This is a genomic window from Pseudomonas sp. LBUM1644, assembly GCF_059716195.1.
The window spans coordinates 5,197,984-5,223,502 of the sequence record NZ_CP166812.1 but is presented as its reverse complement, the minus strand read 5'-3'; the positions used below and the strand labels follow the sequence as shown (position 1 = coordinate 5,223,502).

Genomic DNA, 25,519 nt, shown 5'->3' with positions numbered 1-25,519 from the left:
TGAAGCGGCCCAAGCCATGATTAAACAACGCACACTGAAAAATATTATCCGTGCTACAGGTGTAGGCCTGCACTCCGGGGAGAAGGTATACCTGACCCTCAAGCCTGCACCTATCGACACCGGCATTGTGTTTGTTCGTGCCGATCTCGACCCTGTGGTGCAGATTCCTGCCCGCGCGGAAAACGTTGGTGAAACCACGATGTCGACCACGTTGGTCAGTGGTGACACCAAAGTGGATACGGTGGAGCACCTGCTCTCGGCCATGGCTGGCCTGGGCATCGATAACGCCTACGTCGAGCTCTCCGCGTCCGAAGTTCCGATCATGGATGGTAGCGCTGGACCTTTCGTATTCCTGATTCAATCGGCCGGCCTGGAAGAACAGGACGCAGCCAAGAAGTTCATCCGGATCCTGCGGGAAGTGACAGTGGAAGACGGCGACAAGCGCGCCACTTTCGTCCCTTTCGAAGGCTTCAAAGTGAGCTTCGAGATCGATTTCGATCACCCGGTTTTCCGTGACCGCACACAAAGTGCAAGCGTGGATTTTTCCAGCACTTCGTTCGTAAAAGAAGTCAGCCGCGCCCGTACCTTTGGTTTCATGAGTGATATCGAGTACCTGCGCAAGCACAACCTCGCACTCGGCGGCAGCGTTGAAAACGCTATTGTGGTCGACGCGGATGGTGTACTGAACGAAGACGGCCTTCGCTATGAAGACGAATTCGTGAAGCACAAGATCCTCGATGCAATTGGTGACCTCTACCTGCTGGGCAATAGCCTGATTGGTGAGTTCAAGGGCTTCAAGTCCGGACATGCATTGAACAACCAGCTGCTGCGCAAGTTGATTGAGCAGACAGATGCTTGGGAAGTCGTGACTTTCGAAGACGCCAGCACTGCACCGATCTCTTACATGCGACCCGTCGCGGCGGTGTAAGTAAAAAAACCTCTCTAGTTTTTAAAGGCTGCCTTCGGGTGGCCTTTTTTTATGCCCAAAGATCAAAAGATCGCAGCCTGCGGCAGCTCCTACAGGGGAATGCATTTCTACTGTAGGAGCTGCCGCAGGCTGCGATCTTTTGATCTTCAGGTACCCGCGACCACCCGATTCCGCCCACTCTCTTTGGCCTGATACAGCGCCTTATCCGCCGCAAACAGCAACTGTTCAAGGCTGGTGTCGGTCGTCGTGGTCCAGGTGCTGATACCGATACTGACAGTAACCGGTGATTCAACGCCCGCCACGAACGGCAATTGCTCCACCGCTACGCGGATGTTTTCGGCTATCTGCTTCGCGCCCGCGCCGTCTGTTTCAGCCAGGATCACCGAAAACTCTTCCCCCCCGTATCGGGCGACCAGGTCCGCCGGTCGCCGTACGCTCTCGGAAATCACCTTGGCCAACGCGCGCAGCGCATCATCACCGGCCTGATGGCCATGTTGATCGTTGAAAGCCTTGAAGTGGTCGGCATCAATCATCAGCAACGACAGTGGTTTGCCGGAGCGTTGGGCGCGAAACCACTCGTGGCGCAGGGTCTGATCCAGCGTCCGGCGGTTGGCCACGCCGGTCAAGGCATCGGTGGCGGCCAGTTGCGCCAGTTCCTGCTCGGCGTTGTGACGCAGGCGCAGTTCCCGGCATAGCAACCACGTCAGCCAGAGCAGGCCGATGCATAGCACGCCGGTAGCGCCGCTGATCACCACCGCCGTGCGTTCCCAGGTCGCGAATACTTCTTCGCCGGAGAGCGCGACGATCACCGTCAAGGGCAGGTTACCGACCCTGGAAAAGGTATACAGGCGCTGTTGATGATCGACGCTCGACACGCTGTCGAAACTGCCGCTGCCCTCGCGCAGCATGCGCAAGACATTGGGGCGGCTGGCGAAGTTTTTGCCAATCGGGTTATTTTCCAGGTGGGGCTTTTGGGCCAGCAGGAAGCCCTCGCGGTTGATGATGGCCAGCGTGCTGCCGGTGCCGATGTTCAGGCTGTTGAACAACTGATCGAAGTAGTTCAGGCGCATCGACGCCACGGCGACACCCAGGAATTCACCCGTGGCCGAGGAGATGCGGCGGCTGAAGCTGATGCGCCATTCGTCACGATCGTCGCAATCGCAGCGGGGTTTGAAGGGCTGACTGATGAACATGCCGGTGTCGGGGTTGGAGGCATGGGCGCGGAAATAATCGCGATCAGCGAAATTACCGGATTTGGGCTCGATCAACGACGAGTCGGCCAACACCTCGCCCTGCTTGTCCAGTAACAGGATGTCACCCTTGAAGCGCGCCGTGGTGGAGCGGTCAAACAGCACCAGATGGCGGATCTGCGGCGAAACCTGTTTCAGGTCGTCTCGTTGCGAGGCTGCGATCAGGCCTTGCAAGGTCAAATCATAGAGTTCGACGGTGCGCAGCACGTCGGCGTCGATCAACTGCGCGATGGTGGTCGCGCCGCGGGTGGCGACCTGCTGGGCGTTGGCGTGTTCGCGGATCAACAAAAAAGCAACGATGGCGAGAATGGCGATGACGGTCAGGCAACTGCCGAGAATCACCATGAGCTCAGGTCGCCCGGTGGTACCTGAAACATGTGAAGGGCGGCTTTCGGTCATAGGGGCTGATGTCTGCTAGAGGCTCTGGTGTGGCCTTTTACTTATTGAGAGCTTAGAAGACATTGAGCGGGTAGTCGACGATCACCGGTATTCATCGTCAACGGCACAGCGAATCGTTACAGAACCTGCAACGAATAGCGTGTTTGAAGCACAAAAAAAAGCCGCTGGTAACAGCGGCTTTGAAGACAACTTTCCAGCAGGAAGAGCCGATGAAAAGTGTCGAGGGAAATCGAGCGGTCAGTTGCAATCAGCTGTCTTTCTCGACCCGTGGCTGAGCCAGGGGAGTCGACGCTTGAGGAGGTTGCGCAGCATCCTGGGCCTTGGCCGTCATTTCGCTCTGGTACTCTTCGTAAGCGGCGGCGCGCGCTGCGTTGTGCGTGACAAACGTCTGCGACTCTTCAGCCATGGCGAACGGGGAGAGGAACAAAGAGGACAAAACGAAAGTGCTGGCAATACCCATAGTGTTGGACATCTTGTTAAAACCTTCTTGCTTGGCAAGTGCTGTTTGGTGCGGGCAAAGATAAGGCGCTTTGGAGAAGGGAAAAAGAGCGGATTCATGAAAGGACTGTTGCGGTTAAAGCAATAGTAAGCGGCCAGCGCCATACCTGTAGCCGCTGGCGAAGCCTGCGTCCGGCTGCGAAGCAGTCGTAATTCGGCGCGCGCGGTTTACCTGACTGACCGCAGCGTCTGATCTCACGACTGCTTCGCAGCCGGACGCAGGCTTCGCCAGCTGCTACAGGGACTGGGTGGGTCAAACAGGAAGATGAATGCCGAACGTATTCATCCCATGATCACTGCGCACAAACACATCCCCGCCATGCATCAGCGCAATCGCCTTGACGATCGCCAACCCCAAACCGTGGTTGTTGCCGCTGTTGCTGCGCGACGCATCGACCCGGTAGAAACGCTCGAAGAGGCGCGGCAGGTGCTCGCTGGCAATCGGCGAACCGGGGTTTGCGACGCCAATGCTGACTTGATGTTCCGCGGCTTCAATCCGCACCTGAATCACCTGCCCGGGCTCGGTGTGCTGCACCGCATTGCTCAGCAGGTTGATCAACGCGCGACGCAAATGGGCGATCTCGATTCGCACCTGCGCATCGCCACTGACCTGCACCTGGACCTGTGCATCCTCAAGAATGAAATCCAGATACTCCAACGTCGTCGCCACTTCATGCGCCAGCGAGGTGGACGTCAGTTTGGTGGCCTTGCTGCCCTGGTCCGCACTGGCGAGGAACAGCATGTCGTTGATGATCGAACGCAGTCGCTCCAGCTCTTCAAGGTTCGATTGCAGCACTTCAAAATAGTGTTCTGCCGAACGCCCGCGCGTCAGCGCAACCTGAGTCTGACCAATCAGATTGGTCAACGGCGAGCGCAGTTCATGGGCGACGTCGGCGTTGAACGACTCCAGTCGCGAATACGCCTGTTCGACCCGCTCCAGCGTGGAGTTGAACGAGTTGACGAACTGGTTCAGCTCCGGCGGCAGCGACGATAAACGCAAACGCCCGGAACGCAACGGCGGTGCCAGGCGCTGGGCTTCCTGGGACAATTTGATCAGGGGCTTGAGGCCAATCCGTGCCACCCAGTAACCCAACGCCGATGCCAGCAGCACGCCGACAATCGCCAGGCTGATCAATGCGATCAGCAAGTGGTGCTGAGTCTGGAAAAACGTTTCGGTGTCGATGCCGATCATGAAGCGCAACGGCGGTCGTTGATCCTTGGCCGGGAACTGGCTGACCAACACTTTCAATGGATAAGGCTGGTCCGGTAGCTGCATGTCACGCATGCCCAGCGGCCCGTCGGCAAAGGCGCGAATCTGCGGCGTCAGGTTGCCGTATTCGTAGTGCGGGTCGGCGCTGATGATCCAGAAGCTGATGCGCTTGTCTTCTTCACCGAGCAGCTTGAGCTTGTTGTTGATCTTCACCCAATGCTCAGGCGTGCCGTAACGACCGACAGTGGATTCAAGCACGCTGTAACGCGCGTCCAGCTCGGCTTCAGGCAGCAAGCCCAAACCTTTGTCGACCTGTTGATACAGCGCCCAGCCGATCAACAGGAACACCAGCAACGCCACCAGCGTGAACATCCCGCTCAGGCGCAGCGCAATGGAATTACTGGACACCTCGGCTCTCCAGCACATAACCCATGCCACGAATCGTGTGCAGCAGCTTTTCATCGAACGGGCCGTCGAGTTTGGCGCGCAGGCGTTTGATCGCGACTTCAACGACGTTGGCGTCACTGTCGAAATTGATGTCCCAGACCATTTCGGCGATGGCGGTTTTCGAGAGGATTTCACCCTGGCGACGTGCCAGCACACTCAGTAGCGAGAACTCTTTGGCGGTCAGGTCCAGACGAGTGCCGGCGCGGGTGGCTTTGCGGCTGATCAAATCTATCCACAGGTCGGCGATGCTCACTTGCACGGGTTCATGGCCGCCACTGCGCCGGGTCAGCGCTTGCAGGCGCGCCACCAGTTCAAGAAACGAGAACGGTTTGCCCAGGTAATCGTCGGCGCCATCGCGCAGGCCTTTGATCCGGTCTTCGACCCGTTCGCGGGCGGTCAGCATGATCACCGGGGTTTGTTTGCGCGCACGCAAGGCACGCAGTACGCCGAAGCCGTCGAGGCCCGGCAGCATGACGTCGAGGACGATCACCGCGTAGTCGCTTTCCAGCGCCAGGTGCAGGCCTTCGACGCCGTCCCGCGCCAGGTCCACGGTGTACCCCTGTTCCGTCAGGCCGCGGTGCAAATAATCCGCGGTTTTTTCTTCGTCTTCGATAATCAGAACGCGCATGACCCCGCCTCAGTCTGTGATCGCCAGCGCCGGAATCGGGGCTGGTTGTGGCCGATGGAAAAGCCGTTCAAGCCACAAGTATATGACCGGCGTGGTAAACAGCGTCAGCGCCTGGCTCACCAGCAAGCCGCCGACCACCGCGATCCCCAAGGGTTGGCGCAGTTCGGCGCCGGTGCCGTAGCCGAGCATCAGCGGCAAGGCGCCGAGCAGGGCGGCGAGGGTGGTCATGATGATCGGCCGGAACCGTGTGATACAGGCCTGGTAGATCGCCTCTTCCGGCGGCAAGCCACCCTTGCGTTGGGCTTCGAGGGCGAAGTCGATCATCAGGATGCCGTTTTTCTTCACGATCCCGATCAGCAACACCAGCCCGATCAGGGCCATGATCGAAAAGTCCTGCCCGCAAATCCACAGCATGATCACCGCGCCGAGGCCTGCCGAAGGCAATGTCGAAATGATGGTCAGCGGGTGGACGAAGCTTTCATAAAGCACACCGAGAATGATGTACACCGCCACCAGTGCCGCCAGGATCAGCCACGGCTGGCTGGCCAGCGAGCTCTGGAACGCCTGGGCCGCACCCTGGAAATTGCCGCTCATGGCCGCCGGCATGCCGATGTCGGCCTTGGCCTGGTTGAGCATGATCACGGCATCACCGAGTGCCACACCGGGCGCCAGGTTGAATGACAGGTTGGCGGCCGGGAACATGCCGTCATGGGCGATGGACAGTGGGCCCACCGTTGGCGCATCGAATTTCGCCAGCGCCGACAGTGGCACCATTTCCCCGCTCAACGGCGAGCGCAGGTAGAAATAGTTGAGGCTTTCGGCCTTGCCGCGTTGCTTGGTGTCGAGTTCCAGAATCACGTTGTACTGGTTGATCTGGGTCTGGAATTCGTTGATCTGCCGCTGGCCGAAGGCGTCGTACAGCGCTTCGTCGACGTCACTGGCGGTCAGGCCGAAACGCGCGGCGGCGCTGCGGTCGATGCTGATGTGGGTGATGCTGCCACCCAGTTGCAGGTCGTTGGAAATGTCGCGGAACGCCGGGTTGCTGCGCAGTTTTTCCGTGAGGCGCTGGGTCCAGGTGCTGAGGGTCGGGCCATCGTTGCTCTTGAGCACGTATTGATACTGTGCGCGGCTCGGGCCGGAGCTGAGGTTGATGTCCTGGCCGGCGCGCAAGTACAGCACGATGCCCGGGACTTTCATCAGTTGCGGACGGATGCGGTCAATGAACTGGCTGGCCGAGACGTCGCGGTCACCGCGTTTTTTCAGGGAGATCCAGAAGCGACCGTTGGCGATGGTCTGGTTACTGCCCGAGACACCGACCGAGTGGGAAAACGCCTCGACCGCCGGATCTGCGGCGACAATTTCTGCCATCGCCAAGTGTTTTTTCACCATGTCGCCGTAGGAAATGTCGGCGGCGGCTTCGGTAGTGCCAAGGACAAAACCAGTGTCCTGCACAGGGAAGAAACCCTTCGGAATGAAGATGTACCCGGCGATGGCCAGGCCGAGGGACAGAGTAAACACTCCGATCATCAATTTCTGATGGGCGAGGGCGCGGCGCAGCAGTTTTTCATACCCTGCCAGCAAGCGTTCGCCGAACGTCGGTTTGCTGTGGGCGTGGTGCACCGGCGCACGCATGAACAGTGCCGCCAGCGTCGGCGCCAAGGTCAGCGAGACCACCACCGAAATCATGATCGTGGACGTGGCGGTCAGGGCGAACTCCTTGAACAACCGCCCGACCACGCCGCCCATGAACAGCAGCGGAATGAACGCTGCCACCAGCGAGAAACTGATCGAGACCACGGTAAAACCAATCTCGCCCGCGCCCTTGATCGCCGCCTCACGCATGCCGTCACCGGCTTCAAGGTGTCGGTGAATGTTCTCCACCACCACGATCGCGTCGTCGACCACAAACCCCACGGCCACCACGATCGCCACCAGCGTCAGGTTGTTCAGGCTGAAGCCCATGATGTACATCAGGGCAAAACTGGCAGTCAGCGAAACGCCCAGCACCGCCGATACGATCATCGTTGCCGACCATTGGCGCAGGAACAGCGCCATCACTGCCACTACCAGCATAATCGCGATCAGCAGGGTGATTTCCACTTCATGCAACGAAGCGCGGATGGTCTGCGTGCGGTCGACCAGCACTTTGACCTGCACTGACGCCGGCAGCATGGCTTCGAGGCCGGGGAGGGCGGCCTGAATGCGATCCACGGTTTCGACGATGTTGGCCCCTGGTTGTCGGGAAATCACCAGGTTTACCCCGGGCTTGTCGCCGGCCCAGGCTTGCACGTAGGCATCTTCCGAACCGTTGACGACTTTGGCGACATCCTTCAGGTGAACCGGCGCACCGTCCTTGTAGGAAACGATAAGTTGGCTGTACTCCTCGGGATGAAACAACTGGTCGTTGGTCGACAGCGTCGAGATACTCGACTCGCCATACAGCGCACCTTTCGCCAGGTTAAGGCTGGTCTGCTGGATCGCCAGGCGAATGTCCGCCAGCGTCAGACCGATGGCCGCGAGTTTGTCTGCCGAGGCTTGAACGCGGATCGCCGGGCGTTGCTGGCCGGTGATGTTGATTTGGCCTACGCCGTCGATCTGACTGATCTGACGGGACAGCAGGGTTTCGACCAGATCGCTGAGTTCGGTGCCGGGCATCTGCGTCGAGTTGATGCTCAGGATCAGCACCGGGCTGTCGGCCGGGTTGACCTTGCGCCATGTCGGCAGGGTCGGCATGTCCTTGGGCAATTTGCCGGCGGCGGTGTTAATCGCGGCCTGCACTTCCTGCGCGGCGGTATCGATGCTTTTGTCGAGGGTGAATTGCAGGGTCAGGTTGGTCGAGCCGAGGGCGCTGCTCGAGGTCATCTGGGTGACGCCGGGGATAGCGCTGAATTGCACTTCAAGGGGCGTGGCCACCGACGAAGCCATGGTTTCCGGGCTGGCGCCGGGCAGTTGCGCGGCCACCTGGATGGTCGGGAACTCGGCTTCCGGCAGCGGCGCAATCGGCAGGCGCGGGAAGGCGATGACGCCGAGCAATACCAAGGCAAACGTCAGCAGGATCGTGGCCACCGGATGATCGATGCACCACGCGGAAACCGAGCCATGGCCCTTCATGGTTTCGGCTCCGTTTGCACCACTTGCGGCGGTTCGGTCAGCACCTGCACGGTCGAGCCGGGTTTGAGCCGCGATTGGCCGTCGCTGACCAGCACGTCACCCGGTTTGACGCCTTTGATGATGTCCTGGCCGCTGCCTTGATAGACCATCTGCACCTGGACGGTTTCGACTTTGTCGCCGTTGACCCGATACACGAAATGTTGATCGAGGCCACGTTGTACGACGGTCGGCGGCACCACCAGCGCATCTTTCTCCAGCGCCGTCTGAATCTTTACCGTCACCAGCAGCCCCGGCCAGAGTTTCTGCCCGGCGTTGCTGAATTCAGCCTTGGCGCGGATGGTCCCGGTGTTGGCGTTGATCTGGTTGTCGATCAATGTCAGGTGGCCTTCGCCCAGCAGGTTACCGGTTTCGCCATCGGTGTCGGCGCCGATGTAAGCCTTGACCTGCGCGTGCTCCGGATCGCTGATCAAGCCTTGCAGGGTCGGCAGCATTTGCTGTGGCAGGGAAAACTCCACGGCAATCGGGTCGATCTGGGTCACGGTGAACAGCCCTTGGGCGTCAGTCATGCGCAGGAAGTTGCCTTCGTCCACCGTGCGAATGCCGACACGACCGGTAACCGGCGAGCGAATCTGCGTGTAGGAGAGTTGCACCTGAGCCGCGTCGATCGAAGCCTGGTTGCCTTGGGCGGTGGCTTTCAGTTGGTTGACCAAGGCTTGTTGCTGATCGTAGGTCTGCTTGGAAACGCCGTCGTCAACGCTCAACAACTTGTAGCGCTTGAGATTGACCAGCGCCACTTGCAGTTGCGCCTGGCTTTCGCCCAATTGAGCCCGGGTCTGGTCGAGGCTGGCGCGGATCGAGCGGTCGTCGATGGTGGCCAGCAGGTCGCCTTTGTTCACTAGTTGGCCTTCCTTGACCAGGATTTTGGTGAGGATGCCGTCGATCTGCGGGCGGACCACGACGCTGTGCAGTGACAACACGGAACCGATGCCGCTGACGTAACGGGGCACGTCTTTTTCGGTGACGCTGACCACCCGCACGGGAATGGCGTTGGAGGTCGCGAGTTTTGTGCTGGCGGGTTTGGTGGCGTACCACAGGCCCAGCGCTGCCAGAACAATCAGAAGGGCTGCGAGCAGGACGGGTTTTTTCTGAATTCGCATGCGAGTGGGGCGCCGGGGCTGGTGGGTCGGGAGTGGGGGCAGGTTTATACCTTCCTTTATAAACCTGTTCGACGGTCAGCAAGGTGACTGCTAACTGACGGCGCTGTCAGTTTGGGTCCGTCCCTTGAAGGAGCTGGCTCGCCAGCGATGGACGTTGACGAAAACGCTGGCTGCCTGAATGTACGCGGTGCCTGGACGTTTTTCGCGAGCATGCTCGCTCCTACAGGATCGCGGGGAGGTATACTGCCGCCTTTCGCGGCTCGCTGACCGGGCCCGACTCTATTGCATCACCCGGAGCTTTCATGACTTCCCCGACACAACCGCCGGTTGCCGACGCCTTGAGCGACGACCAGGCAGACCTGCCAGACAGCGTCGACTCCAGCGCAGACAGCGAAACCTCAACCGCGATCCCGGCGTTCAAGTTCCCGTTCAAACCGGGTGACCTGGCCGCCGCCAAGAACGCCGGCCAGCCGTGGTACAAGAACGGCGCCAAGAATGGCCACACCAAAACCCCGGGTGCCGCGCCGCCGGGTACTCGCCGGTCGATGGGTAAGCGCTGAGTTCCAATGCCTGCGGTGCTCAAACTATCGCCTTCGCGAGCAAGCCCGCTCCCACAGTGGAATCTTCAGTGAACACAGATTGTGTGCACAATGAAGATCTACTGTGGGAGCGGGCTTGCTCGCAAAAGGGGCCAGTAAAGATTGCGCAGACTTTGAATCAAGCCGCCCGTAACGAAATAAACGCATAGTTCAGTGGTACATCAGTCGCCACTCGCGCGCCGGCTGCCCCTACTTGCCCGGCGATATCATCACCCGACACATGAAACAACCACTCACTGGCCAACATCGCCATCGGCTGCTCGGCAACTTGGTCGATCACTGCGGCAAACGCCGTCATGTCCGGCAGATAAGCGGTGAATCCATCGCCCTTCAGCGCTGTAGTCCGAATCCCTAGCAGCGCGCAAATCGCATCCTTTGCCTGGATATCATCGCGATCGGCCTGGCGGGAGCGCTGGATCAAATCGGCAAGTGCCTGATCCACCAACTCACCACCGACAATCAGTTGCGGCCCTTTTTCCCACGACTCGGGCGGACATTCCTTCACTGCCTTATTCAGGGGAATGTGCGGATTGATTTCCATCGGGTAGATGCGACACACCAGCGGCCGGCGTTCGTAAATGCGGCAGAGCTTGTCTTCGTCAAGATTGCGGCAGGGGCCGACGTTGTAGGCGGCAAAGGTGATCGCCACGCAGGCTTCGGCTCCGCCGCTTCGGACCACCACCGATCGGCGTTCGGCGTGTTCGCGTTGCTGCAGGGGCAGGCCCAGGCCGTTGTCGAGGAATCCTTCCACCAACACAATGACCTGGCCACCATCGTTCGCCCATAGGCGGGCTTCGGACAGTGTCAGGGGCACGTGGTGGTCATTGCAGCATTTGCCACACCCTACGCAGGAAAACGTCGTATTCATCGAGCGGTCAGTCGCATCCGAGGGCATACACAGCGACAGAATGCCGCCACAAAGACCGGTATTGAAGCAAGTTATACGCCACTCATTGGGCGTTAGCCGTCGGGCGGATGGAGTCCCATTCGGTGACGTACGCGGTTTTGCTTTTCTTGTTGTAAAGGCACAGTTCGGAGCCTTGCTGGCCTTTCATGTGCTTTTGCGGGTATTGGCCCTGGAGCAGCAGGGCGGTGTAGCCGACCCGGTCATCGAACTGCGCGGCGTTGCCGACCGGTTTGGCGTTCTTCAGGCCACTGGCCTTGGTGCAACTGGCGAGCACGGCTTTATCGAAGGCGGCCCATGCGTCAGGGCTGGAAGCGTGAGCCTGGGTGGCGAGGGCGGTGAGGCAGAGGAAGGTCAGGGTTAAGGTTTTCACGGGGCAGGCATCCTTGGGCTGGTGGTAGCCAAAGTTGCAGTATGCCTCAAGGGATCTGGGTTAGCCGACATCGCCAAGATCGCAGCCTTCGGCAGCGCCTACAAGGGAACGCATTCCAAATGTAGGAGCTGCCGAAGGCTGCGATCTTTTAGCGGTATCAGGAGGGAACCGGTTCCCGGCGAACTACATACATCCCGGCACTTTCATACAGCCGCTGTGCCCGAAGGTTATCTTCCAGCACCTTCAAATCCACAAAACCTTCACGGCGCTGTTTGAACACGTTGAACGTATGCAGCAGCAATGCGCGTCCAAGGCCTTGCCTCTGAGCCCGCGCATGCACCACCAGATTCTTGATGTAGGCGCTGGTCCAGCATTGAGCAACCCCGACGACGCCATCGGCATCCAGTGCAATAAAGCACAGGCCAGGATCGTATTCGGGATCGGATTCAAAGCGCTGCTGCCAGACATTGAGTGCCGGCACGCGGCCGCCACCTTCCTGATAACCCAGTAGCATCAGCTGATGAACCGCGTCGGCGAGGTCGGGACGGTATTCGATCAATTCGATGCCGTTGGGCCACTGGATGGCTGGAACAGCCTCGGCAAGGTTGCGCCGCATCAAAAAGCAAAATGCTTCGGCCAACACTCAATGACCTTGTTCGGCGACGGCCTTGGCCGCTTCGATCAGGCACTTGGTCAGTTCTGGCGAAGAGAACTTCGTCAGCACCGCATTCGCACCGGCAAGACGCGCCTTTTCGCTGTTCATCGCGCTGTCCAGCGAGGTGTGGAGCAACACATACAGATGCGAAAAGTCGGGAGTCTCACGCAGGGTGCGGGTGAAGGCATAGCCGTCCATCTCGGACATTTCGATGTCCGACACGATCAGGTTGATCTGCTGCGCCGTGCCTTGCAGGTCCAGCAGGCAATCGATGGCTTCCTTGGCGCTGCGGGCGGTGTGGCATTGCAGGCCGAGGTTGCGCAGGGTGTGAACCGATTGTTGCAACGCGACCTGGCTGTCATCGACCACCAGTATTCGCGCATTGCCCAGGACTTCGGCGTCTTCCATGCTGAGTTCGGTCGGGGCCATTTCAATCTGTGCCGGGGCGATGCCGTGGATCACTTTTTCGATGTCCAGCACCTGCACCAATGTGCCGTCGACGGACGTCACGCCGGTGATATAGGAGCGCACACCGCCAGAACCGAAGGGCGGCGGGCGGATGTCGGTGGTCAGGCAATGGACGATCTTGCTCACCGCTTGAACGTGCAGGCCTTGTTTGGAGCGGCTGACGTCGGTGACGATCAGGCAGCCACCGTTCGGGTCTTCCAACGGTCGTTCGCCGATGGCGCGGCTCAGGTCGATCACCGACAAAGAGGCACCGCGCAGGGTGGCGATACCTTTGACGTGGGGGTGTGACTCGGGGAGTCTGGTCAGTGGCGGGCAGGGGATGATTTCACTGACTTTCAGCAGGTTGATCGCCATGAGCTTGCCGCTGCGCAAGGTAAACAGCAGAAGCGAAAGTGAGTCTGCGCGGGCTTTGTTGGAAGACATAAAAACCTTCTGTGGAAAAAGGTGGCGGGCGATCAGGGGATCGCCAACAGCTCTCGATGCCGGGTTATCGACTTGATGGGGGCAGGCTTTAGGAATATTCCCCCTGCAGTAGAGACTAAAAAGCCCCGTCTCATTAAAAGAGAGCGGGGCTTTTTATAGTCTCGCGTCTAGCAGGCGTTAACTTACTCTTCGCCCATCTGCGATTGCAGATAATTCTCAAGACCGACTTTATCGATCAGGCCCAGTTGGGTTTCCAGCCAGTCGATATGTTCTTCTTCAGACTCAAGAATGTCTTCAAGCAGTTCGCGGCTACCGAAGTCGCCCACGGTTTCGCAATGCGCGATGGCAACTTTGAGATCGGCGTGGCCGGTACGCTCGATGCGCAGGTCGCATTCGAGCATTTCCTGGGTGTGTTCGCCGATCTGCAGCTTGCCCAGATCCTGGACATTCGGCAGGCCTTCAAGGAACAGGATGCGCTTGATCAGCTTGTCCGCGTGTTTCATCTCGTCGATGGATTCGTGGTACTCGTGCTTGCCGAGCTTGTTCAGGCCCCAATCTTCGTACATGCGCGCATGCAGGAAATATTGATTGATCGCGACCAGCTCATTGGCAAGGATCTTGTTGAGATGCTGGATGACTGTAATGTCGCCTTTCATGATGGGGTCCTGCCCTGTATTAGCTGTCTATAGCGCAGAGTTTGAGCCGCGTAATTAGGAGTGTCAAACCTAAGTTATTGAAACTTAAGTGAAAATTAATCGGAATAAGAATGTTTGTGTTCCGCGTCTAGCGCCTAAGCAATTGATTTTCAGGCATAAAAAAACCGGACAAGTGTCCGGTTCTTTAAAATACGGTAATTAGGCGGCTGTAAATTCAACTGGAAAAGGTATAGAAGCCTGGGCCGATTGCAATTTCGTCAGGGTTTCGCGAACCACTTCCTTGGCAAGGCAGGCACATTTGCCGCATTGACTCGCAACGCCGGTGGCCTGACGGACTTCTTTGTAGCTGCAGCAACCTTCATAGATTGCATCGCGGATTTGACCGTCGGTAACGCCAGTGCAGAGGCAAACATACATAACTGAAAACCGTCGCTGGTTGTGACTCAATTGCGATGGATCTTAATGTTAACGAGAATGATTGTCAAAGTGGTTTCTAAGGCCATTGCGGCATAAAGCCGTGTGACTGACGAACGGTTTTCGTACGAGTGATCCTCGCTGAAATGTAACGGACGCTTTTTTGGACAGGTCAAACACGCAGTGTATGATGGCCGGTCTTTGCGAAACGGGTTCGTGTCACAGGGCTGTCGCCTCAGGGTGGCAGGCTGGTGCGAACCCGGTTCTTCACGTCTTTACACCAGGAGATATCCAATGAGCGTACTCGTAGGCAAACAAGCCCCTGACTTCACCGTCCCGGCCGTACTCGGCAATGGCGAGATCGTAGACAGCTACACCCTGTCCTCGGCCATCAAAGGCAAATACGGCCTGGTGTTCTTCTACCCACTGGACTTCACCTTCGTTTGCCCGTCCGAGCTGATCGCTCTGGACCACCGCATGGCTGACTTCAAGGCACGCAATGTTGAAGTGGTCGCGGTTTCGATCGACTCGCACTTCACCCACAACGCATGGCGCAACACCCCGGTGAACAATGGTGGCATCGGCCAGGTTCAATACACCATGGCTGCCGACATGAAACACGAAATCGCCAAGGCCTACGACGTTGAGTCCGAAGGCGGCGTGGCTTTCCGTGGCGCGTTCCTGATCGACGACAAAGGCGTTGTTCGCTCGCAGATCATCAACGACCTGCCGCTGGGCCGTAACATGGAAGAGCTGATCCGTCTGGTCGACGCGCTGCAATTCCACGAAGAGCACGGCGAAGTTTGCCCTGCCAACTGGAAAAAAGGCGACAAAGGCATGACCGCTTCGACCGAAGGCGTCGCGGCTTACCTGACCGAGAACGCTGGCAAGCTGTAAGCCACGCGTCAGGCATAAAAAAAACCGGCCGCTGAGGCCGGTTTTTTTATGGGCGGAAACTGCAATCCCTGTAGGAGCAAGCTCGCTCCTACATAGACAAAATCAGTCGTTGAAATCTTCCCAGCCACCCATTTGTTTCCAGCGATTGACGATGCCGCAGAACAGTTCGGCCGTCTTCTCGGTGTCGTAGCGAGCCGAGTGGGCTTCACGACCGTCGAAATCGATATCGGCTGCCTGGCAAGCCTTGGCCAGTACGGTTTGGCCGTACGCCAGGCCCGCCAGTGTTGCGGTATCGAAGCTGGAGAATGGATGAAACGGGTTGCGCTTCATGTCCAGGCGCGCGACGGCCGCATTGAGAAAGCCCAGGTCGAAGCTGCTGTTGTGCCCGACCAGAATCGCCCGCTTGCAGCCGTTGGCTTTCAAGGCCTTGCGAATGCCGCGGAAGATATCGGTCAGCGCCGCTTCTTCACTGACCGCCATGCGCAGCGGGTGATCGAGCTTGATCCCGGTGAATTCCAGCGCGGCCGCTTCGATGTTCGCGCCCTCAAAGGGTTCTACACGGAAGAAGTAGGTGTGGTCGGGGTACACAAACCCTTTTTCGTCCATGCCGATGGTGGTTGCGGCAATTTCCAGCAAGGCGTCAGTGGCAGAGTTGAAACCACCGGTTTCAACGTCGACAACGACTGGCAGGTACCCACGGAAGCGAGCGGCCATCGGGTGGCGTGAACCACCTCCACCGCCTTGACCGTCCTGTTCGTCGTCGTAATGGTCTTCACTCACGCGTGTTCCTCCAGCAGGCGCCAGCGCAGTTTTTCACCGGCGCGCAGCGGGATAACGGTCAGCTCGCCAAATGGCAGGCTGGTGGGGGCGGTCCATTCTTCGCGGACCAGGGTAATGCGATCGGTGTTCACCGGCAGGCCATAGAAGCGCGGGCCGTTGAGGCTGGCGAAGGCTTCGAGCTTGTCCAGCGCGTTACGTTGTTCGAAGGCCTCGGCATACATCTCGATCGCCGCATAAGCGGTGTAGCAACCGGCGCAACCGCAAGCGGCTTCCTTGGCGTGCTGCGCGTGAGGCGCCGAGTCGGTACCCAGGAAGAATTTCTCGCTGCCGCTGGTGGCGGCGTCGAGCAGGGCTTCCTGGTGCGTATTGCGCTTGAGAATCGGCAGGCAATAGAAGTGGGGCCGAATACCGCCGACCAGCATGTGGTTGCGGTTGTACAGCAAGTGATGAGCGGTGATGGTCGCGCCGACGTTGGCCGGGGCGGCGTTGACGAACTGCACGGCATCGGCGGTGGTGATGTGTTCAAACACCACTTTGAGGGTCGGAAAACGCTCGACCACACGACGCATGTGTTCATCGATGAAGATTTTTTCGCGGTCGAACACGTCGACATCGCCACGGGTGACTTCACCGTGAATCAACAACGGCATCCCGACTTCGGCCATGGCCTCGATCGCCGGGAAGATCTTGTCGATGCTGGTGACGCCAGAATCCGAATTGGTGGTCGCGCCGGCCGGGTACAACTTGGCGGCGTGAACGAAACCGCTGGCCTTGGCCTCGCGAATTTCTTCAGGCTGGGTGCGGTCGGTCAGGTAAAGCACCATCAGCGGTTCGAAGCGACTGCCGGCCGGGCGTGCAGCGAGAATCCGCTGGCGATAGCCGTCGGCTTCAGCCGCATTGCGCACCGGAGGTACGAGGTTAGGCATGATGATCGCGCGACCAAAGGTGCGCGCGACATCCGCGACGGTATTGGGCAACACGGCACCATCGCGAAGATGAATATGCCAGTCGTCGGGACGCAGCAGGGTCAGGCGGTCGGACATGAGGGGATTCCAGGCGGGTCAAACTGAGGGGAATGCTACCGGAAAAGACTCTTGCAGGCACTCGCTATCAAGTTTTGCAGGAAGCTTCCGATATCCAACAGGTACGCCGTAAACAAGTGTGTGTCGGTCTTTTTGTCGTAGAAGCCAGTGGAGCCTCCCGTGCGCCAGCGTTATTTAGCCTTGCTCAGTGTGTTTGCCAGCCTTCCTGCGATGGCGCTCACTTTCCAGACCCGTCTGGAGAGCATCGAGTGGACGGTCGAAGGTGACCAGTTCGAATGCCGCCTGGCTCAGCCGATCACCGATTTCGGTTCGGGGGAGTTCGTGCGTCGCGCCGGCGAGCAGGCGACGTTCCGTCTGAAGACCTACAACGCGATGATCGGCGGTGGTTCGGCGACCTTGCTGGCGGCCGCCGCGCCGTGGCAGCCAGGGCGCGGCGACATCAACCTGGGGTCCGTGCGAATCGGCAGCGGCAATGTACTGTTCAACAGCTCGCAAGTTCAGGCCGGGCGCTTGATCAGTGGCTTGATGGACGGGCGCAGTCCGGTCATCCGGCATTCCTCGGGCGATGGTCGGGTGTCCGAAGTACGCCTGTTGCCCGTCAAGTTCAGTAAAGCCTTCAATGATTACCAGAGTTGCGTGGCGAAACTGCTGCCGAAAAATTTTGAACAGGTCAAACAGTCCGAGATCGGTTTTCCGGGCGAGGGCATCGAACTGGATCCGCAAGCCAAGTCGCAGCTGCAGGTCATGCTGGAATTCATGAAGGCGGATCCGACGGTCAATCACATCGAGCTTGATGGTCACTCCGACAATAGCGGCAATCGCCTGACCAACCGCGAGTTGTCACGCCGCCGAGCGTTGGCGGTGATGGACTTTTTCAAGGCCAATGGCGTTCAGGAATCGCAGATCACCATGCGCTTCCACGGCGAGCGCTACCCTGTGGCGCCGAACACCAATGCCACCAACCGCGCGAAGAATCGCCGGGTCGCCGTGCGCCTGGAGCGGGTGGCGCCGACCGACAAGGTTGCACCTCAGGTCACGACGCCGGGCAGCAGTTCGGCAACTTCCTGACTTGTTGGTCATCGTCGCGCGTTCGACAGATTCTGTCGCTTCGTCGTCATAAGCTGTCGCGCCTCTGTAAATTATTCTGCATGCCCGGTAGACTCGACGGCTTTCCGTAGAACCCCGTGGAGTGATGGCATGGCGGACGTAAACAAGGTCGTTCTGGCGTATTCCGGCGGCCTGGACACTTCGGTGATCCTCAAGTGGCTGCAGGATACTTATAACTGTGAAGTCGTGACCTTCACCGCTGACCTGGGTCAGGGCGAAGAGGTCGAACCTGCACGCGCCAAGGCTCAGGCCATGGGCGTCAAAGAGATCTACATCGACGACTTGCGCGAAGAATTCGTGCGCGATTTCGTTTTCCCGATGTTCCGCGCCAACACCGTTTATGAAGGCGAGTACCTGCTCGGTACTTCCATCGCTCGTCCGTTGATCGCCAAGCGCCTGATCGAAATCGCCAACGAAACCGGCGCTGACGCCATTTCTCACGGCGCCACCGGCAAAGGCAACGACCAGGTTCGTTTCGAACTCGGCGCGTACGCCTTGAAACCAGGTGTGAAAGTGATCGCTCCGTGGCGCGAATGGGACCTGCTGTCCCGTGAAAAGCTGATGGATTACGCAGAAAAGCACAACATCCCGATCGAGCGTCACGGCAAGAAAAAATCCCCGTACTCGATGGACGCCAACCTGCTGCACATCTCCTATGAAGGCGGCGTGCTGGAAGACACCTGGACCGAGCACGAAGAAGACATGTGGAAATGGACCGTCTCCCCGGAGAAGGCTCCTGACAAAGCGCAATACCTGGAACTGACCTACCGTAACGGCGACATCGTCGCATTGGACGGCGTCGAAATGTCCCCGGCCACCGTGCTGGCGACCCTGAACCGTATCGGTGGTGAACACGGTATTGGCCGTCTCGACATCGTCGAGAACCGTTACGTGGGCATGAAGTCCCGTGGCTGCTATGAAACCCCGGGCGGCACCATCATGCTGCGCGCTCACCGTGCGATCGAATCGATCACCCTGGACCGCGAAGTCGCTCACCTCAAAGACGAGCTGATGCCGAAATACGCCAGCCTGATCTACACCGGTTACTGGTGGAGCCCTGAGCGTCTGATGCTGCAACAGATGATCGATGCATCCCAGGCGCACGTGAACGGCGTTGTACGCCTGAAGCTGTACAAGGGCAACGTGATCGTCACTGGCCGTAAGTCCGACGAATCGTTGTTCGACGCCAACATCGCAACCTTCGAAGAAGATGGCGGCGCCTACAACCAGGCTGACGCGGCGGGCTTTATCAAGCTCAACGCCTTGCGCATGCGTATCGCGGCGAACAAAGGCCGGAAGCTGTTCTGAAGCCTTTGAGACCGTAGAACGAATTGAATGTGTGGCCCCGTCGTCGACGCGGCCACACATTTGAAAAAAGTGATGTTACCTGCTCTTGCGATTCAGTTCTTCACGTGTCCGTTTATCTCTCCCGCCAATCCATAAAACGCTAATGATTGTTGCGTTTGCGTGGATGTTTTGAATTTTTCGGCTCGCTGTCCTTCAGTTTATCTTCCAGTGCGACGTCATCGTCCAAGCGCTCAGTGCTATCCATGATTTTTATGAAATGCTTGCCCTTTTGAAAATCCGAGGGGGCGTAAAGCGATTTATAGTTGAAGTTGAGTGTGGCGAAAAAGAGTAAGAGTAAATAAAAAGGAAATCCGATTAGAAACCAGATGTAGATCTCCCTGTCTTTGTTGTCGAGGAAGGGCAGCGATAGAGCTGCCGAAGTTTCAGACAGTGTTGCAAATATTGCAATGATAGTCAGGGGGGTAGTGGTTTGATGTTTGAGTTTTTTCATTGTATATGCTCATTTAAGTTCGTCTGTTCTCGAAGGGTTGATGGGTGATTGTTTTGTATCATTGTCAATATAGTAGATTTGTCGTGAGGGGTTCGTTATAGCTCTATTGTTATGGCAGAAGTGTTGGCGATTTTTTGTTTCTTGCTTTGTTAGTTTGGATTTATGGTCGTAACTCGATACAAAAAAGCCGTGCATAGAGAAATGCCGTCAGTCTGAAAGTGTTTCTGGTATGGCTTTTTCAAGGGGGATTTGTAGGAATAATCTGCATTATTTGTAGGGAATGTCTCTCGCTGTGGATGGCTGGGTGGGCCGGCATGCCAGGGGTGAAACGACTAGGCTATTGTGCGGGCTCTAAAAATTCGAACAGCGAAATTGGACTAGCCCATGAATAAAGTGCTGATCGTGGATGATCACCCCGTCATTCGTCTTGCGGTACGTATGCTAATGGAACGTCATGGCTACGAAGTCATTGCAGAAACAGATAATGGCGTGGATGCATTGCAACTTGCGCGTGAACATATGCCGGATATTGTCATTCTGGATATTGGAATTCCGAAACTGGATGGACTGGAAGTCATCGCGCGCCTGACGTCGGTCGCGTTGCCCATGAAAGTACTGATATTGACTTCCCAGGCTCCCGGGCATTTTTCAATGCGTTGTATGCAATCGGGGGCCGCGGGATATGTTTGCAAACAGCAGGATCTCACTGAATTGCTCAGCGCAATTAAAGCAGTATTGTCAGGCTACAGTTATTTTCCGAACCAGGCTTTGCATACCGTGCGCTCCAGCCTGGGGAATGCCAGTGAATCCGATATGGTGGATCGTCTGTCAGGACGGGAAATGATGGTCTTGCAGCAATTGGCGCGAGGCAAGACAAACAAGGAGATTGCCGACGGGATGTTCCTGAGCAATAAAACCGTCAGTACTTACAAGACTCGCCTGTTATTGAAACTCAATGCACGTTCCCTGGTCGACCTCATCGAACTGGCTCAGCGCAATGGCCTGGTGTGATTGCGCGAGCATTCGGCACTTAGTAAAAAGCCTCCGTTTCGGGAGGCTTTTAGGTGTCATAGGTCAAAATCGTAATCGGCCAATTGCTTTTGCAGTCGGCGCTCCTCCAGCAGATTGTCGATGGTACGGCGTTTGCTCAGGTTGGTCTTCGCCACTTCCACCACCGGTTCAGCGTCCTCGGCCTCCACGGGGGTGAAGTCGTCCTCTACGTCCAATTGCTCTTTGCCAGTGCTCATAGGTTAACTCCAGGCTTAGACTGCCTTTGGCGCCCCTTATAGCGACAATCTTCCTGCGGGTAAAAAAGATTTTTTCAATCGATGTATCAGTAAACTTAATAGTGCCTCAATCGTCCGAGGTCTTTTGCTTGTACTCGCACAAGTCTTCGATGCGGCAACTGCCACAACGAGGCTTTCGGGCCAGGCAGACATAGCGCCCGTGCAGGATCAACCAGTGATGGGAATCGAGCAGGTATTCCTTGGGCACAAATTTCATCAGTTTTTTCTCGACCTCGACCACATTCTTGCCCGGAGCAATGCCGGTGCGGTTGCTGACCCGGAAAATATGCGTGTCCACAGCCATGGTCAGCTGGCGGAAGGCGGTATTGAGCACCACGTTGGCGGTCTTGCGGCCTACACCGGGTAGCGCTTCCAGTTCTTCGCGGGACTGCGGCACTTCGCCGCCATGACGCTCTACCAGCAAGCGACAGGTCTCGATCACGTTTTTCGCTTTGCTGTTGAACAGGCCGATGGTCTTGATGTACTCCGACAGCCCCGCGACACCCAGCGCATGAATCGCCGCCGGAGTATTGGCCACCGGATAGAGTTTGGCGGTGGCCTTGTTGACGCCGACGTCGGTCGACTGCGCCGAAAGAATCACGGCAATCAGCAATTCAAAGGGCGAGGAGTAGGCCAGTTCGGTCTTCGGTTCCGGGTTGTCTTCGTGAAACCTGCGGAAAATTTCCAAACGTTTTGCGGCATTCATGGGCGAAGCGTTTCCTCGAAGGCAATCAATGTGAGGGTGTCGGGCGACTACAGGCCTGCCAGCCTGCTATCAGCAGGCCCAGCAAAATGAATCCGCCGGGGACCAGAGTAGCCAAGTGAAAGCCACCGCTGCCCAGGAGTTCACGCAGCAGACTCATGCTCGCCATCAGCGCGCCGAACACAGCACACAAGCGCAGGCGATCACGCCATGGGCTCTGGAAAAAACCGCTGTGTTCCAGCACGACGCATTGCAAGGCGATCAAACCGGCGTAGAACCCCAGATGTTGGTGCACTGGCAGTGACCAGGTCTGCGCGGCAAGTTCTGCGCAGCTGGTCAGGGTGGCCGCCAGTAGCACGCCCGCCAGCAAGTGCGTTGCCGGGGTCAGACGGGCTCGCAAGGTGCCCATGGTCAAGCCGAAGGCATTGATCACCACGACGAACATCAGCCACAGGCTCAGCGCGGTAATCCATGAGTCGGTGGCGCCGACCAGCGGCGCCAGCATCAGCGAGTGCTGCAACGGCGATAACTTATTCATGGGAACTGCCCTCGATCACCGATTGCCGGTGTTCATCGAAGTAGCGCAATGCGTCATGGACGGCGTTGATCACCGCTCTTGAAGTGATCGTGGCGCCCGCGATCTGATCAAATTGACCCTGATCCTTTTTCAGCGCCCAGCCACTGTCGGCAGGTTCGGTTCGCGATTTGCCGGAGAAAACCTGGAGCCAGCTATTGGGCCAATCGGCGATTTTAGCGCCCAGACCGGTCGTTTCCGACTGCTTGAGGGTTTTGACGCCCAGCAGCCTGCCGTTGACGTCGATGGCGATCAGCAAGTCGATGGCACCTGCATACCCCAAGGTCTGGCTGCGCAGCAACACTGCATAAGGTTGGCCGGCCTTGGTCGCGCGATAGCCGGCCAGCAGGGTGCTGTTGGCCAACGTGCTGCTGTCGAGGGTGAGCGGTTGATCCAGCGGTTGATTGTCGTAGCTGTCCGGGGGCAACACGTCCAGCAGGTTACGGCTGTCGATCAGGCGTTGTTCGGCTGCAACGCGCGGTGCAACGGCGCGTTGCACGAGGTAAGTCACGCCAATCCCCACGGTGGCCAACAACACCAATGTCACAGCGCTCGATGTTCGATTCATGGCGCACCCCGCTCCAGTCTGGACGCGACAAAGCGCTCCAGCGCCGGTACACACAAGTTCATCAGCAGCACCGCAAAGGCCACGCCGTCCGGGTAGCCGCCCCACGTGCGAATCAAATACGTCAGCAGCCCGACACCCGCGCCGAACAGCAGTCGGGCGCCGGGGCTTTTGGCGCCGGACACAGGCTCCGTGATGATGAAGAAGGCACCGAGCATGCTCGCGCCGGTCAGCAGATGAAACAGCGGCGAGCCGTGGGAGTCGGAGCCGGACCCGTTCCAGCACAGCAGGCTGATGACAAACAGGCTGGCCAGCATGCCGACCGGCGCATGCCACGTGAAAATGCGCTGTTGCAACAGAAACGCGCCGCCCGCCAGAAACGCCAGGTTGACCCATTCCACGCCGCGCCCACCAACGTGGCCGAACGCCGGGTTGCCGGCGAAGAGTTCGTCCATGGTCAGGCTTTTGTTGATCCGCAGACTGTCCAGCGCCGTGGCCTGGACCCAGGCATCCGGGGTCTGGCTGAGGCTGAAACCGAACACCTGCTGCAACCCACCGAGCAGGTCCATGCCATGGGAGGACGGCCAATGGGTCATTTGTTGAGGAAACGTTACGAGCGCCAAGGCGAAACCGAGCATGGCCGGATTGAACGGATTCTTGCCGACACCGCCATACAGCTGCTTGCCAAACACTATCGCGAAGACCGCGGCGCTGACCGTCAGCCACCATGGGCAATAAGGTGGCAACGCCAGTGCCAATAACGTCGCACTGACCAGAGCGCTGCCGTCGCTCAGGGTGGGTTGGAGCTGTCGCTTGCGCAACTGCAACACGGCGGCTTCGGCAGCCAATGCGGTCACGCACGCCAGAATCAGGTTGATCAATACACCCCAGCCATACAACCAGAACAACACCAGCGCTCCCGGCACGGTGGCCAGCAGCACCAGCTTCATGGCCTGCTGAAGGCGTTCGTCGACCGACTCAAGGGGTGGCATAAGTGTCCACCTGACGCTCGGCTTCCTTCACGGCGAGTTCCAGCGCTTCGATCTGTTCCTGCGCAGCTGCGTTCGCCTGGGCTTTTTTGAGTTCGGCGCGGCGCATGGCCAACTGGATCTTGGCCCGATTCAGCTGCGCATTTTTCGCCGGAGCAGCGGGTGCCGGGGTCGGCGCAGCACTGCTTTCCAGCTGTGCCAACGCTTGCTCGGCGACCTCGAATTGCTGTTGCAGGACAATCAACTGCGCTTGCTGCTCGAACGTCGGCGGATGCCCGAAAGCCTTGAGCGACTTGTTCAGTTGCGCCCGGCTCATGGCCAGGTCGACCTTGGCTTTTTTTAAGGCCGCATCGGCAGTGGCGGCCTTCTGGGCGCGTACCCGTTCAAGAGCGGCCCGCACAGGGTCGAGAGGCACGACGTCACTGGTCTGTGGCACTGCGCGATGCGCACGGGCTTGGCGTTCGGCGAGTTTCTGTTCTTCTTCGCGCTGCAGCCGGGCGTTGCGTTGTTCGAAGCGGCGCCGTGCATGATCGCGTTTGACGGCACGGGCCCGTTGCTCCTCAAGGCTGAAGGCCAGGCCACCGACAATCGGCAACACCGTGGCCAGCGGCAACGGTCGCATCTCGATGCAATCCACCGGGCAGGGCGCCACGCAGAGGTCGCATCCCGTGCATTCGTCGACGATGACCGTGTGCATCAATTTGGCGGCACCGACGATGGCGTCCACCGGGCAGGCCTGGATGCATTTGGTGCAACCAATGCACTCGGCTTCACGAATGTAGGCAAGCTGTGCCGGGGCCGAACCGCGACTGACATCAAGTTCCAGCACCGGCACCTTCAACAGGTCGGCCAAGGCCGAAATGGTTTCGCTGCCACCGGGTGGGCACTTGTTGATCGGCTCGCCGCTGGCGATGCCCTCGGCGTACGGCTTGCATCCGGGGTGGCCACACTTGCCGCATTGGGTCTGCGGCAGGAGGGCATCGATGCGTTGAATCAGACTCATGTTTTGATCAGTCCGCTGAATCCGAGAAAAGCCACTGCAATCAGTCCGGCGCCGATCAGGTCGATCGGCAGGCCGCGAAAGGGGAGCGGGACGTCGTTATCGACCGTGCGCTGACGCAAGTCGGTAAACAGGCTCAGCACCAGCCAGAAACCCAGTCCGGCGCCGATACTCAAAGCGCTGGCGTGAAAAAAACCTTTGTCTTCCTGAACATTGATCAGCGCCAGCCCGAGCATGCCGGCATTACCGAGCAGCAGCGGCCACAGACCTTCGAACGACAGCGTCGAAAACACCTGCGCAAGCAGCTTCAGCAACGGCGCGATCAACAACACGCTCAACGGCAAAAACACGAACAGACGCAGCGACGTCAGCTCCAGCGGCAGCAGCAACCCATGATAGAGCGCATAACCGAGGATGCCGACGATCAGCATCAGGCACGTTGTCGCAATGCCCAGTGCATGGACCTGCCGTTGTCCTGAACCCAACAGCGGATCGACGCCCAGCGGCCAGTGCAACACGAAGTTGTTGATCAGGGCGGCGCTGACAAGCGTAAGGAGCAGTTCGGTCATGATCGTCCGTATCCACGCATCGCAAGGCTAACCCCGTAGGAGCTGCCGCAGGCTGCGATCTTTTGATCTCCAGCGGTTTGGAGATTGC

The 25,519-nt window shown here is 58.4% G+C and carries 26 protein-coding genes and 2 pseudogenes; 6 read left to right on the top strand and 22 right to left on the bottom strand.

Annotation, left to right across the window (positions count from 1 at the left end; translation table 11 throughout):
• Nucleotides 1-16 precede the first annotated feature (16 nt).
• Nucleotides 17-928, top strand: a complete 912-nt coding sequence (lpxC, locus tag ACA052_RS23900; protein WP_095130494.1) for a UDP-3-O-acyl-N-acetylglucosamine deacetylase — start codon at nucleotides 17-19, stop codon at nucleotides 926-928.
• Between the two features lie 146 nt (nucleotides 929-1,074).
• On the opposite strand, the gene ACA052_RS23895 is transcribed toward lpxC, so the two are convergent.
• The 6 genes from ACA052_RS23895 to ACA052_RS23870 form a co-directional block, all read right to left on the bottom strand.
• A complete protein-coding gene (locus ACA052_RS23895; protein WP_497647080.1) occupies nucleotides 1,075-2,577 on the bottom strand; it encodes a sensor domain-containing diguanylate cyclase in 1,503 nt (500 codons plus the stop codon).
• A 247-nt stretch (nucleotides 2,578-2,824) separates the two neighbouring features.
• Nucleotides 2,825-3,049 carry a hypothetical protein gene (locus ACA052_RS23890; protein ID WP_497647079.1) on the bottom strand — a complete coding sequence of 75 codons (225 nt, stop codon included), beginning with the start codon at nucleotides 3,047-3,049 and terminating at the stop codon, nucleotides 2,825-2,827.
• A 279-nt stretch (nucleotides 3,050-3,328) separates the two neighbouring features.
• Complete coding sequence (locus ACA052_RS23885; protein ID WP_497647078.1) at nucleotides 3,329-4,693, bottom strand: heavy metal sensor histidine kinase; 1,365 nt, start codon at nucleotides 4,691-4,693, stop codon at nucleotides 3,329-3,331.
• Nucleotides 4,683-5,360 (bottom strand): heavy metal response regulator transcription factor, encoded by a 678-nt coding sequence (locus ACA052_RS23880; RefSeq protein WP_007916978.1) that lies wholly within the window; start codon nucleotides 5,358-5,360, stop codon nucleotides 4,683-4,685. The genes ACA052_RS23885 and ACA052_RS23880 overlap by 11 nt, the downstream gene beginning before the upstream one ends.
• A gap of 9 nt (nucleotides 5,361-5,369) precedes the next feature.
• Complete coding sequence (locus ACA052_RS23875) at nucleotides 5,370-8,471, bottom strand: multidrug efflux RND transporter permease subunit (RefSeq protein ID WP_497647077.1); 3,102 nt, start codon at nucleotides 8,469-8,471, stop codon at nucleotides 5,370-5,372.
• Nucleotides 8,468-9,628, bottom strand: coding sequence for an efflux RND transporter periplasmic adaptor subunit (locus tag ACA052_RS23870; protein ID WP_497647076.1), 1,161 nt, complete (start codon nucleotides 9,626-9,628; stop codon nucleotides 8,468-8,470). Before ACA052_RS23870 ends, ACA052_RS23875 begins: the two co-directional genes overlap by 4 nt.
• Nucleotides 9,629-9,930: 302 nt before the next feature.
• Between ACA052_RS23870 and ACA052_RS23865 the strand changes: the two genes are divergently transcribed.
• A complete protein-coding gene (locus ACA052_RS23865; RefSeq protein WP_497647075.1) occupies nucleotides 9,931-10,188 on the top strand; it encodes a hypothetical protein in 258 nt (85 codons plus the stop codon).
• Between the two features lie 157 nt (nucleotides 10,189-10,345).
• Here the strand turns inward: ACA052_RS23865 and ACA052_RS23860 are convergent, their stop codons facing one another.
• The 6 genes from ACA052_RS23860 to ACA052_RS23835 all read right to left on the bottom strand — a co-directional run bounded on the left by ACA052_RS23860 (nucleotide 10,346) and on the right by ACA052_RS23835 (nucleotide 14,123).
• Nucleotides 10,346-11,095: a YkgJ family cysteine cluster protein gene (locus ACA052_RS23860; RefSeq protein ID WP_497647074.1), complete on the bottom strand. Its 750-nt coding sequence runs from the start codon at nucleotides 11,093-11,095 to the stop codon at nucleotides 10,346-10,348.
• Between the two features lie 82 nt (nucleotides 11,096-11,177).
• Nucleotides 11,178-11,504 (bottom strand): hypothetical protein, encoded by a 327-nt coding sequence (locus ACA052_RS23855; RefSeq protein WP_497647073.1) that lies wholly within the window; start codon nucleotides 11,502-11,504, stop codon nucleotides 11,178-11,180.
• A gap of 157 nt (nucleotides 11,505-11,661) precedes the next feature.
• Nucleotides 11,662-12,120 carry a GNAT family N-acetyltransferase gene (locus ACA052_RS23850; RefSeq protein ID WP_497647072.1) on the bottom strand — a complete coding sequence of 153 codons (459 nt, stop codon included), beginning with the start codon at nucleotides 12,118-12,120 and terminating at the stop codon, nucleotides 11,662-11,664.
• Between the two features lie 27 nt (nucleotides 12,121-12,147).
• Entirely contained in the window at nucleotides 12,148-13,050 is a 903-nt protein-coding gene (locus tag ACA052_RS23845) for a chemotaxis protein CheV (RefSeq protein WP_157714527.1), read from the bottom strand.
• Nucleotides 13,051-13,232: 182 nt separating this feature from the next.
• Nucleotides 13,233-13,706: a bacterioferritin gene (gene bfr, locus ACA052_RS23840; RefSeq protein WP_017340571.1), complete on the bottom strand. Its 474-nt coding sequence runs from the start codon at nucleotides 13,704-13,706 to the stop codon at nucleotides 13,233-13,235.
• A gap of 198 nt (nucleotides 13,707-13,904) precedes the next feature.
• The gene (locus tag ACA052_RS23835; protein WP_462028482.1) at nucleotides 13,905-14,123 is read right to left on the bottom strand and encodes a bacterioferritin-associated ferredoxin; all 219 of its coding nucleotides are present in this window, start codon (nucleotides 14,121-14,123) and stop codon (nucleotides 13,905-13,907) included.
• A gap of 291 nt (nucleotides 14,124-14,414) precedes the next feature.
• Between ACA052_RS23835 and ACA052_RS23830 the strand changes: the two genes are divergently transcribed.
• Complete coding sequence (locus ACA052_RS23830) at nucleotides 14,415-15,017, top strand: peroxiredoxin (RefSeq protein WP_497647071.1); 603 nt, start codon at nucleotides 14,415-14,417, stop codon at nucleotides 15,015-15,017.
• Between the two features lie 102 nt (nucleotides 15,018-15,119).
• On the opposite strand, the gene rnt is transcribed toward ACA052_RS23830, so the two are convergent.
• Both rnt and pyrC read right to left on the bottom strand, forming a co-directional pair.
• Complete coding sequence (gene rnt, locus ACA052_RS23825; protein ID WP_497647070.1) at nucleotides 15,120-15,797, bottom strand: ribonuclease T; 678 nt, start codon at nucleotides 15,795-15,797, stop codon at nucleotides 15,120-15,122.
• Complete coding sequence (gene pyrC, locus ACA052_RS23820) at nucleotides 15,794-16,840, bottom strand: dihydroorotase (protein ID WP_497647069.1); 1,047 nt, start codon at nucleotides 16,838-16,840, stop codon at nucleotides 15,794-15,796. Before pyrC ends, rnt begins: the two co-directional genes overlap by 4 nt.
• A 159-nt stretch (nucleotides 16,841-16,999) precedes the next feature.
• Here pyrC and ACA052_RS23815 point away from each other — a divergent pair, with 159 nt between their 5' ends.
• Nucleotides 17,000-17,908, top strand: coding sequence for a flagellar protein MotY (locus tag ACA052_RS23815; RefSeq protein ID WP_497647068.1), 909 nt, complete (start codon nucleotides 17,000-17,002; stop codon nucleotides 17,906-17,908).
• Between the two features lie 129 nt (nucleotides 17,909-18,037).
• Nucleotides 18,038-19,255 (top strand): argininosuccinate synthase, encoded by a 1,218-nt coding sequence (locus ACA052_RS23810; protein ID WP_059406294.1) that lies wholly within the window; start codon nucleotides 18,038-18,040, stop codon nucleotides 19,253-19,255.
• A 229-nt stretch (nucleotides 19,256-19,484) separates the two neighbouring features.
• Here the strand turns inward: ACA052_RS23810 and ACA052_RS23805 are convergent.
• Nucleotides 19,485-19,745 (bottom strand): annotated as a pseudogene (locus ACA052_RS23805) (hypothetical protein); the annotation flags it as partial.
• Nucleotides 19,746-20,129: 384 nt separating this feature from the next.
• Between ACA052_RS23805 and ACA052_RS23800 the strand changes: the two are divergent.
• The gene (locus ACA052_RS23800) at nucleotides 20,130-20,756 is read left to right on the top strand and encodes a response regulator (RefSeq protein ID WP_497647067.1); all 627 of its coding nucleotides are present in this window, start codon (nucleotides 20,130-20,132) and stop codon (nucleotides 20,754-20,756) included.
• 56 nt (nucleotides 20,757-20,812) lie between these two features.
• On the opposite strand, the gene ACA052_RS23795 is transcribed toward ACA052_RS23800, so the two are convergent.
• The 7 genes and pseudogenes from ACA052_RS23795 to ACA052_RS23765 all read right to left on the bottom strand — a co-directional run bounded on the left by ACA052_RS23795 (nucleotide 20,813) and on the right by ACA052_RS23765 (nucleotide 25,431).
• Complete coding sequence (locus tag ACA052_RS23795; protein WP_059182237.1) at nucleotides 20,813-20,992, bottom strand: PA3496 family putative envelope integrity protein; 180 nt, start codon at nucleotides 20,990-20,992, stop codon at nucleotides 20,813-20,815.
• 106 nt (nucleotides 20,993-21,098) lie between these two features.
• The gene (nth, locus tag ACA052_RS23790; protein WP_497647066.1) at nucleotides 21,099-21,737 is read right to left on the bottom strand and encodes an endonuclease III; all 639 of its coding nucleotides are present in this window, start codon (nucleotides 21,735-21,737) and stop codon (nucleotides 21,099-21,101) included.
• A gap of 25 nt (nucleotides 21,738-21,762) precedes the next feature.
• The gene (locus tag ACA052_RS23785; RefSeq protein WP_497647065.1) at nucleotides 21,763-22,272 is read right to left on the bottom strand and encodes an Rnf-Nqr domain containing protein; all 510 of its coding nucleotides are present in this window, start codon (nucleotides 22,270-22,272) and stop codon (nucleotides 21,763-21,765) included.
• Nucleotides 22,265-22,876 carry an RnfABCDGE type electron transport complex subunit G gene (locus tag ACA052_RS23780; protein WP_497647064.1) on the bottom strand — a complete coding sequence of 204 codons (612 nt, stop codon included), beginning with the start codon at nucleotides 22,874-22,876 and terminating at the stop codon, nucleotides 22,265-22,267. The genes ACA052_RS23785 and ACA052_RS23780 overlap by 8 nt, the downstream gene beginning before the upstream one ends.
• Nucleotides 22,873-23,865 (bottom strand): RnfABCDGE type electron transport complex subunit D, encoded by a 993-nt coding sequence (locus ACA052_RS23775; RefSeq protein WP_497647063.1) that lies wholly within the window; start codon nucleotides 23,863-23,865, stop codon nucleotides 22,873-22,875. Before ACA052_RS23775 ends, ACA052_RS23780 begins: the two co-directional genes overlap by 4 nt.
• Nucleotides 23,866-24,469: 604 nt before the next feature.
• Nucleotides 24,470-24,844 (bottom strand): annotated as a pseudogene (gene rsxB / locus ACA052_RS23770) (electron transport complex subunit RsxB); the annotation flags it as partial.
• Nucleotides 24,845-24,861: 17 nt separating this feature from the next.
• Nucleotides 24,862-25,431, bottom strand: coding sequence for an Rnf-Nqr domain containing protein (locus ACA052_RS23765; protein ID WP_497647062.1), 570 nt, complete (start codon nucleotides 25,429-25,431; stop codon nucleotides 24,862-24,864).
• Nucleotides 25,432-25,519 lie beyond the last annotated feature (88 nt).

Excerpts from the sequence above, each read along its gene's own strand:
- lpxC (WP_095130494.1), top strand. The coding sequence starts at position 17 with ATGATTAAACAACGCACACTGAAAAATATTATCCGTGCTACAGGTGTA.
- ACA052_RS23895 (WP_497647080.1), bottom strand. The coding sequence starts at position 2,577 with ATGACCGAAAGCCGCCCTTCACATGTTTCAGGTACCACCGGGCGACCT.
- ACA052_RS23890 (WP_497647079.1), bottom strand. The coding sequence starts at position 3,049 with ATGTCCAACACTATGGGTATTGCCAGCACTTTCGTTTTGTCCTCTTTG.
- ACA052_RS23880 (WP_007916978.1), bottom strand. The coding sequence starts at position 5,360 with ATGCGCGTTCTGATTATCGAAGACGAAGAAAAAACCGCGGATTATTTG.
- ACA052_RS23875 (WP_497647077.1), bottom strand. The coding sequence starts at position 8,471 with ATGAAGGGCCATGGCTCGGTTTCCGCGTGGTGCATCGATCATCCGGTG.
- ACA052_RS23870 (WP_497647076.1), bottom strand. The coding sequence starts at position 9,628 with ATGCGAATTCAGAAAAAACCCGTCCTGCTCGCAGCCCTTCTGATTGTT.
- ACA052_RS23865 (WP_497647075.1), top strand. The coding sequence starts at position 9,931 with ATGACTTCCCCGACACAACCGCCGGTTGCCGACGCCTTGAGCGACGAC.
- ACA052_RS23860 (WP_497647074.1), bottom strand. The coding sequence starts at position 11,095 with ATGAATACGACGTTTTCCTGCGTAGGGTGTGGCAAATGCTGCAATGAC.
- ACA052_RS23850 (WP_497647072.1), bottom strand. The coding sequence starts at position 12,120 with ATGCGGCGCAACCTTGCCGAGGCTGTTCCAGCCATCCAGTGGCCCAAC.
- ACA052_RS23845 (WP_157714527.1), bottom strand. The coding sequence starts at position 13,050 with ATGTCTTCCAACAAAGCCCGCGCAGACTCACTTTCGCTTCTGCTGTTT.
- bfr (WP_017340571.1), bottom strand. The coding sequence starts at position 13,706 with ATGAAAGGCGACATTACAGTCATCCAGCATCTCAACAAGATCCTTGCC.
- ACA052_RS23835 (WP_462028482.1), bottom strand. The coding sequence starts at position 14,123 with ATGTATGTTTGCCTCTGCACTGGCGTTACCGACGGTCAAATCCGCGAT.
- ACA052_RS23830 (WP_497647071.1), top strand. The coding sequence starts at position 14,415 with ATGAGCGTACTCGTAGGCAAACAAGCCCCTGACTTCACCGTCCCGGCC.
- pyrC (WP_497647069.1), bottom strand. The coding sequence starts at position 16,840 with ATGTCCGACCGCCTGACCCTGCTGCGTCCCGACGACTGGCATATTCAT.
- ACA052_RS23810 (WP_059406294.1), top strand. The coding sequence starts at position 18,038 with ATGGCGGACGTAAACAAGGTCGTTCTGGCGTATTCCGGCGGCCTGGAC.
- ACA052_RS23800 (WP_497647067.1), top strand. The coding sequence starts at position 20,130 with ATGAATAAAGTGCTGATCGTGGATGATCACCCCGTCATTCGTCTTGCG.
- ACA052_RS23795 (WP_059182237.1), bottom strand. The coding sequence starts at position 20,992 with ATGAGCACTGGCAAAGAGCAATTGGACGTAGAGGACGACTTCACCCCC.
- nth (WP_497647066.1), bottom strand. The coding sequence starts at position 21,737 with ATGAATGCCGCAAAACGTTTGGAAATTTTCCGCAGGTTTCACGAAGAC.
- ACA052_RS23785 (WP_497647065.1), bottom strand. The coding sequence starts at position 22,272 with ATGAATAAGTTATCGCCGTTGCAGCACTCGCTGATGCTGGCGCCGCTG.
- ACA052_RS23780 (WP_497647064.1), bottom strand. The coding sequence starts at position 22,876 with ATGAATCGAACATCGAGCGCTGTGACATTGGTGTTGTTGGCCACCGTG.
- ACA052_RS23775 (WP_497647063.1), bottom strand. The coding sequence starts at position 23,865 with ATGCCACCCCTTGAGTCGGTCGACGAACGCCTTCAGCAGGCCATGAAG.
- ACA052_RS23765 (WP_497647062.1), bottom strand. The coding sequence starts at position 25,431 with ATGACCGAACTGCTCCTTACGCTTGTCAGCGCCGCCCTGATCAACAAC.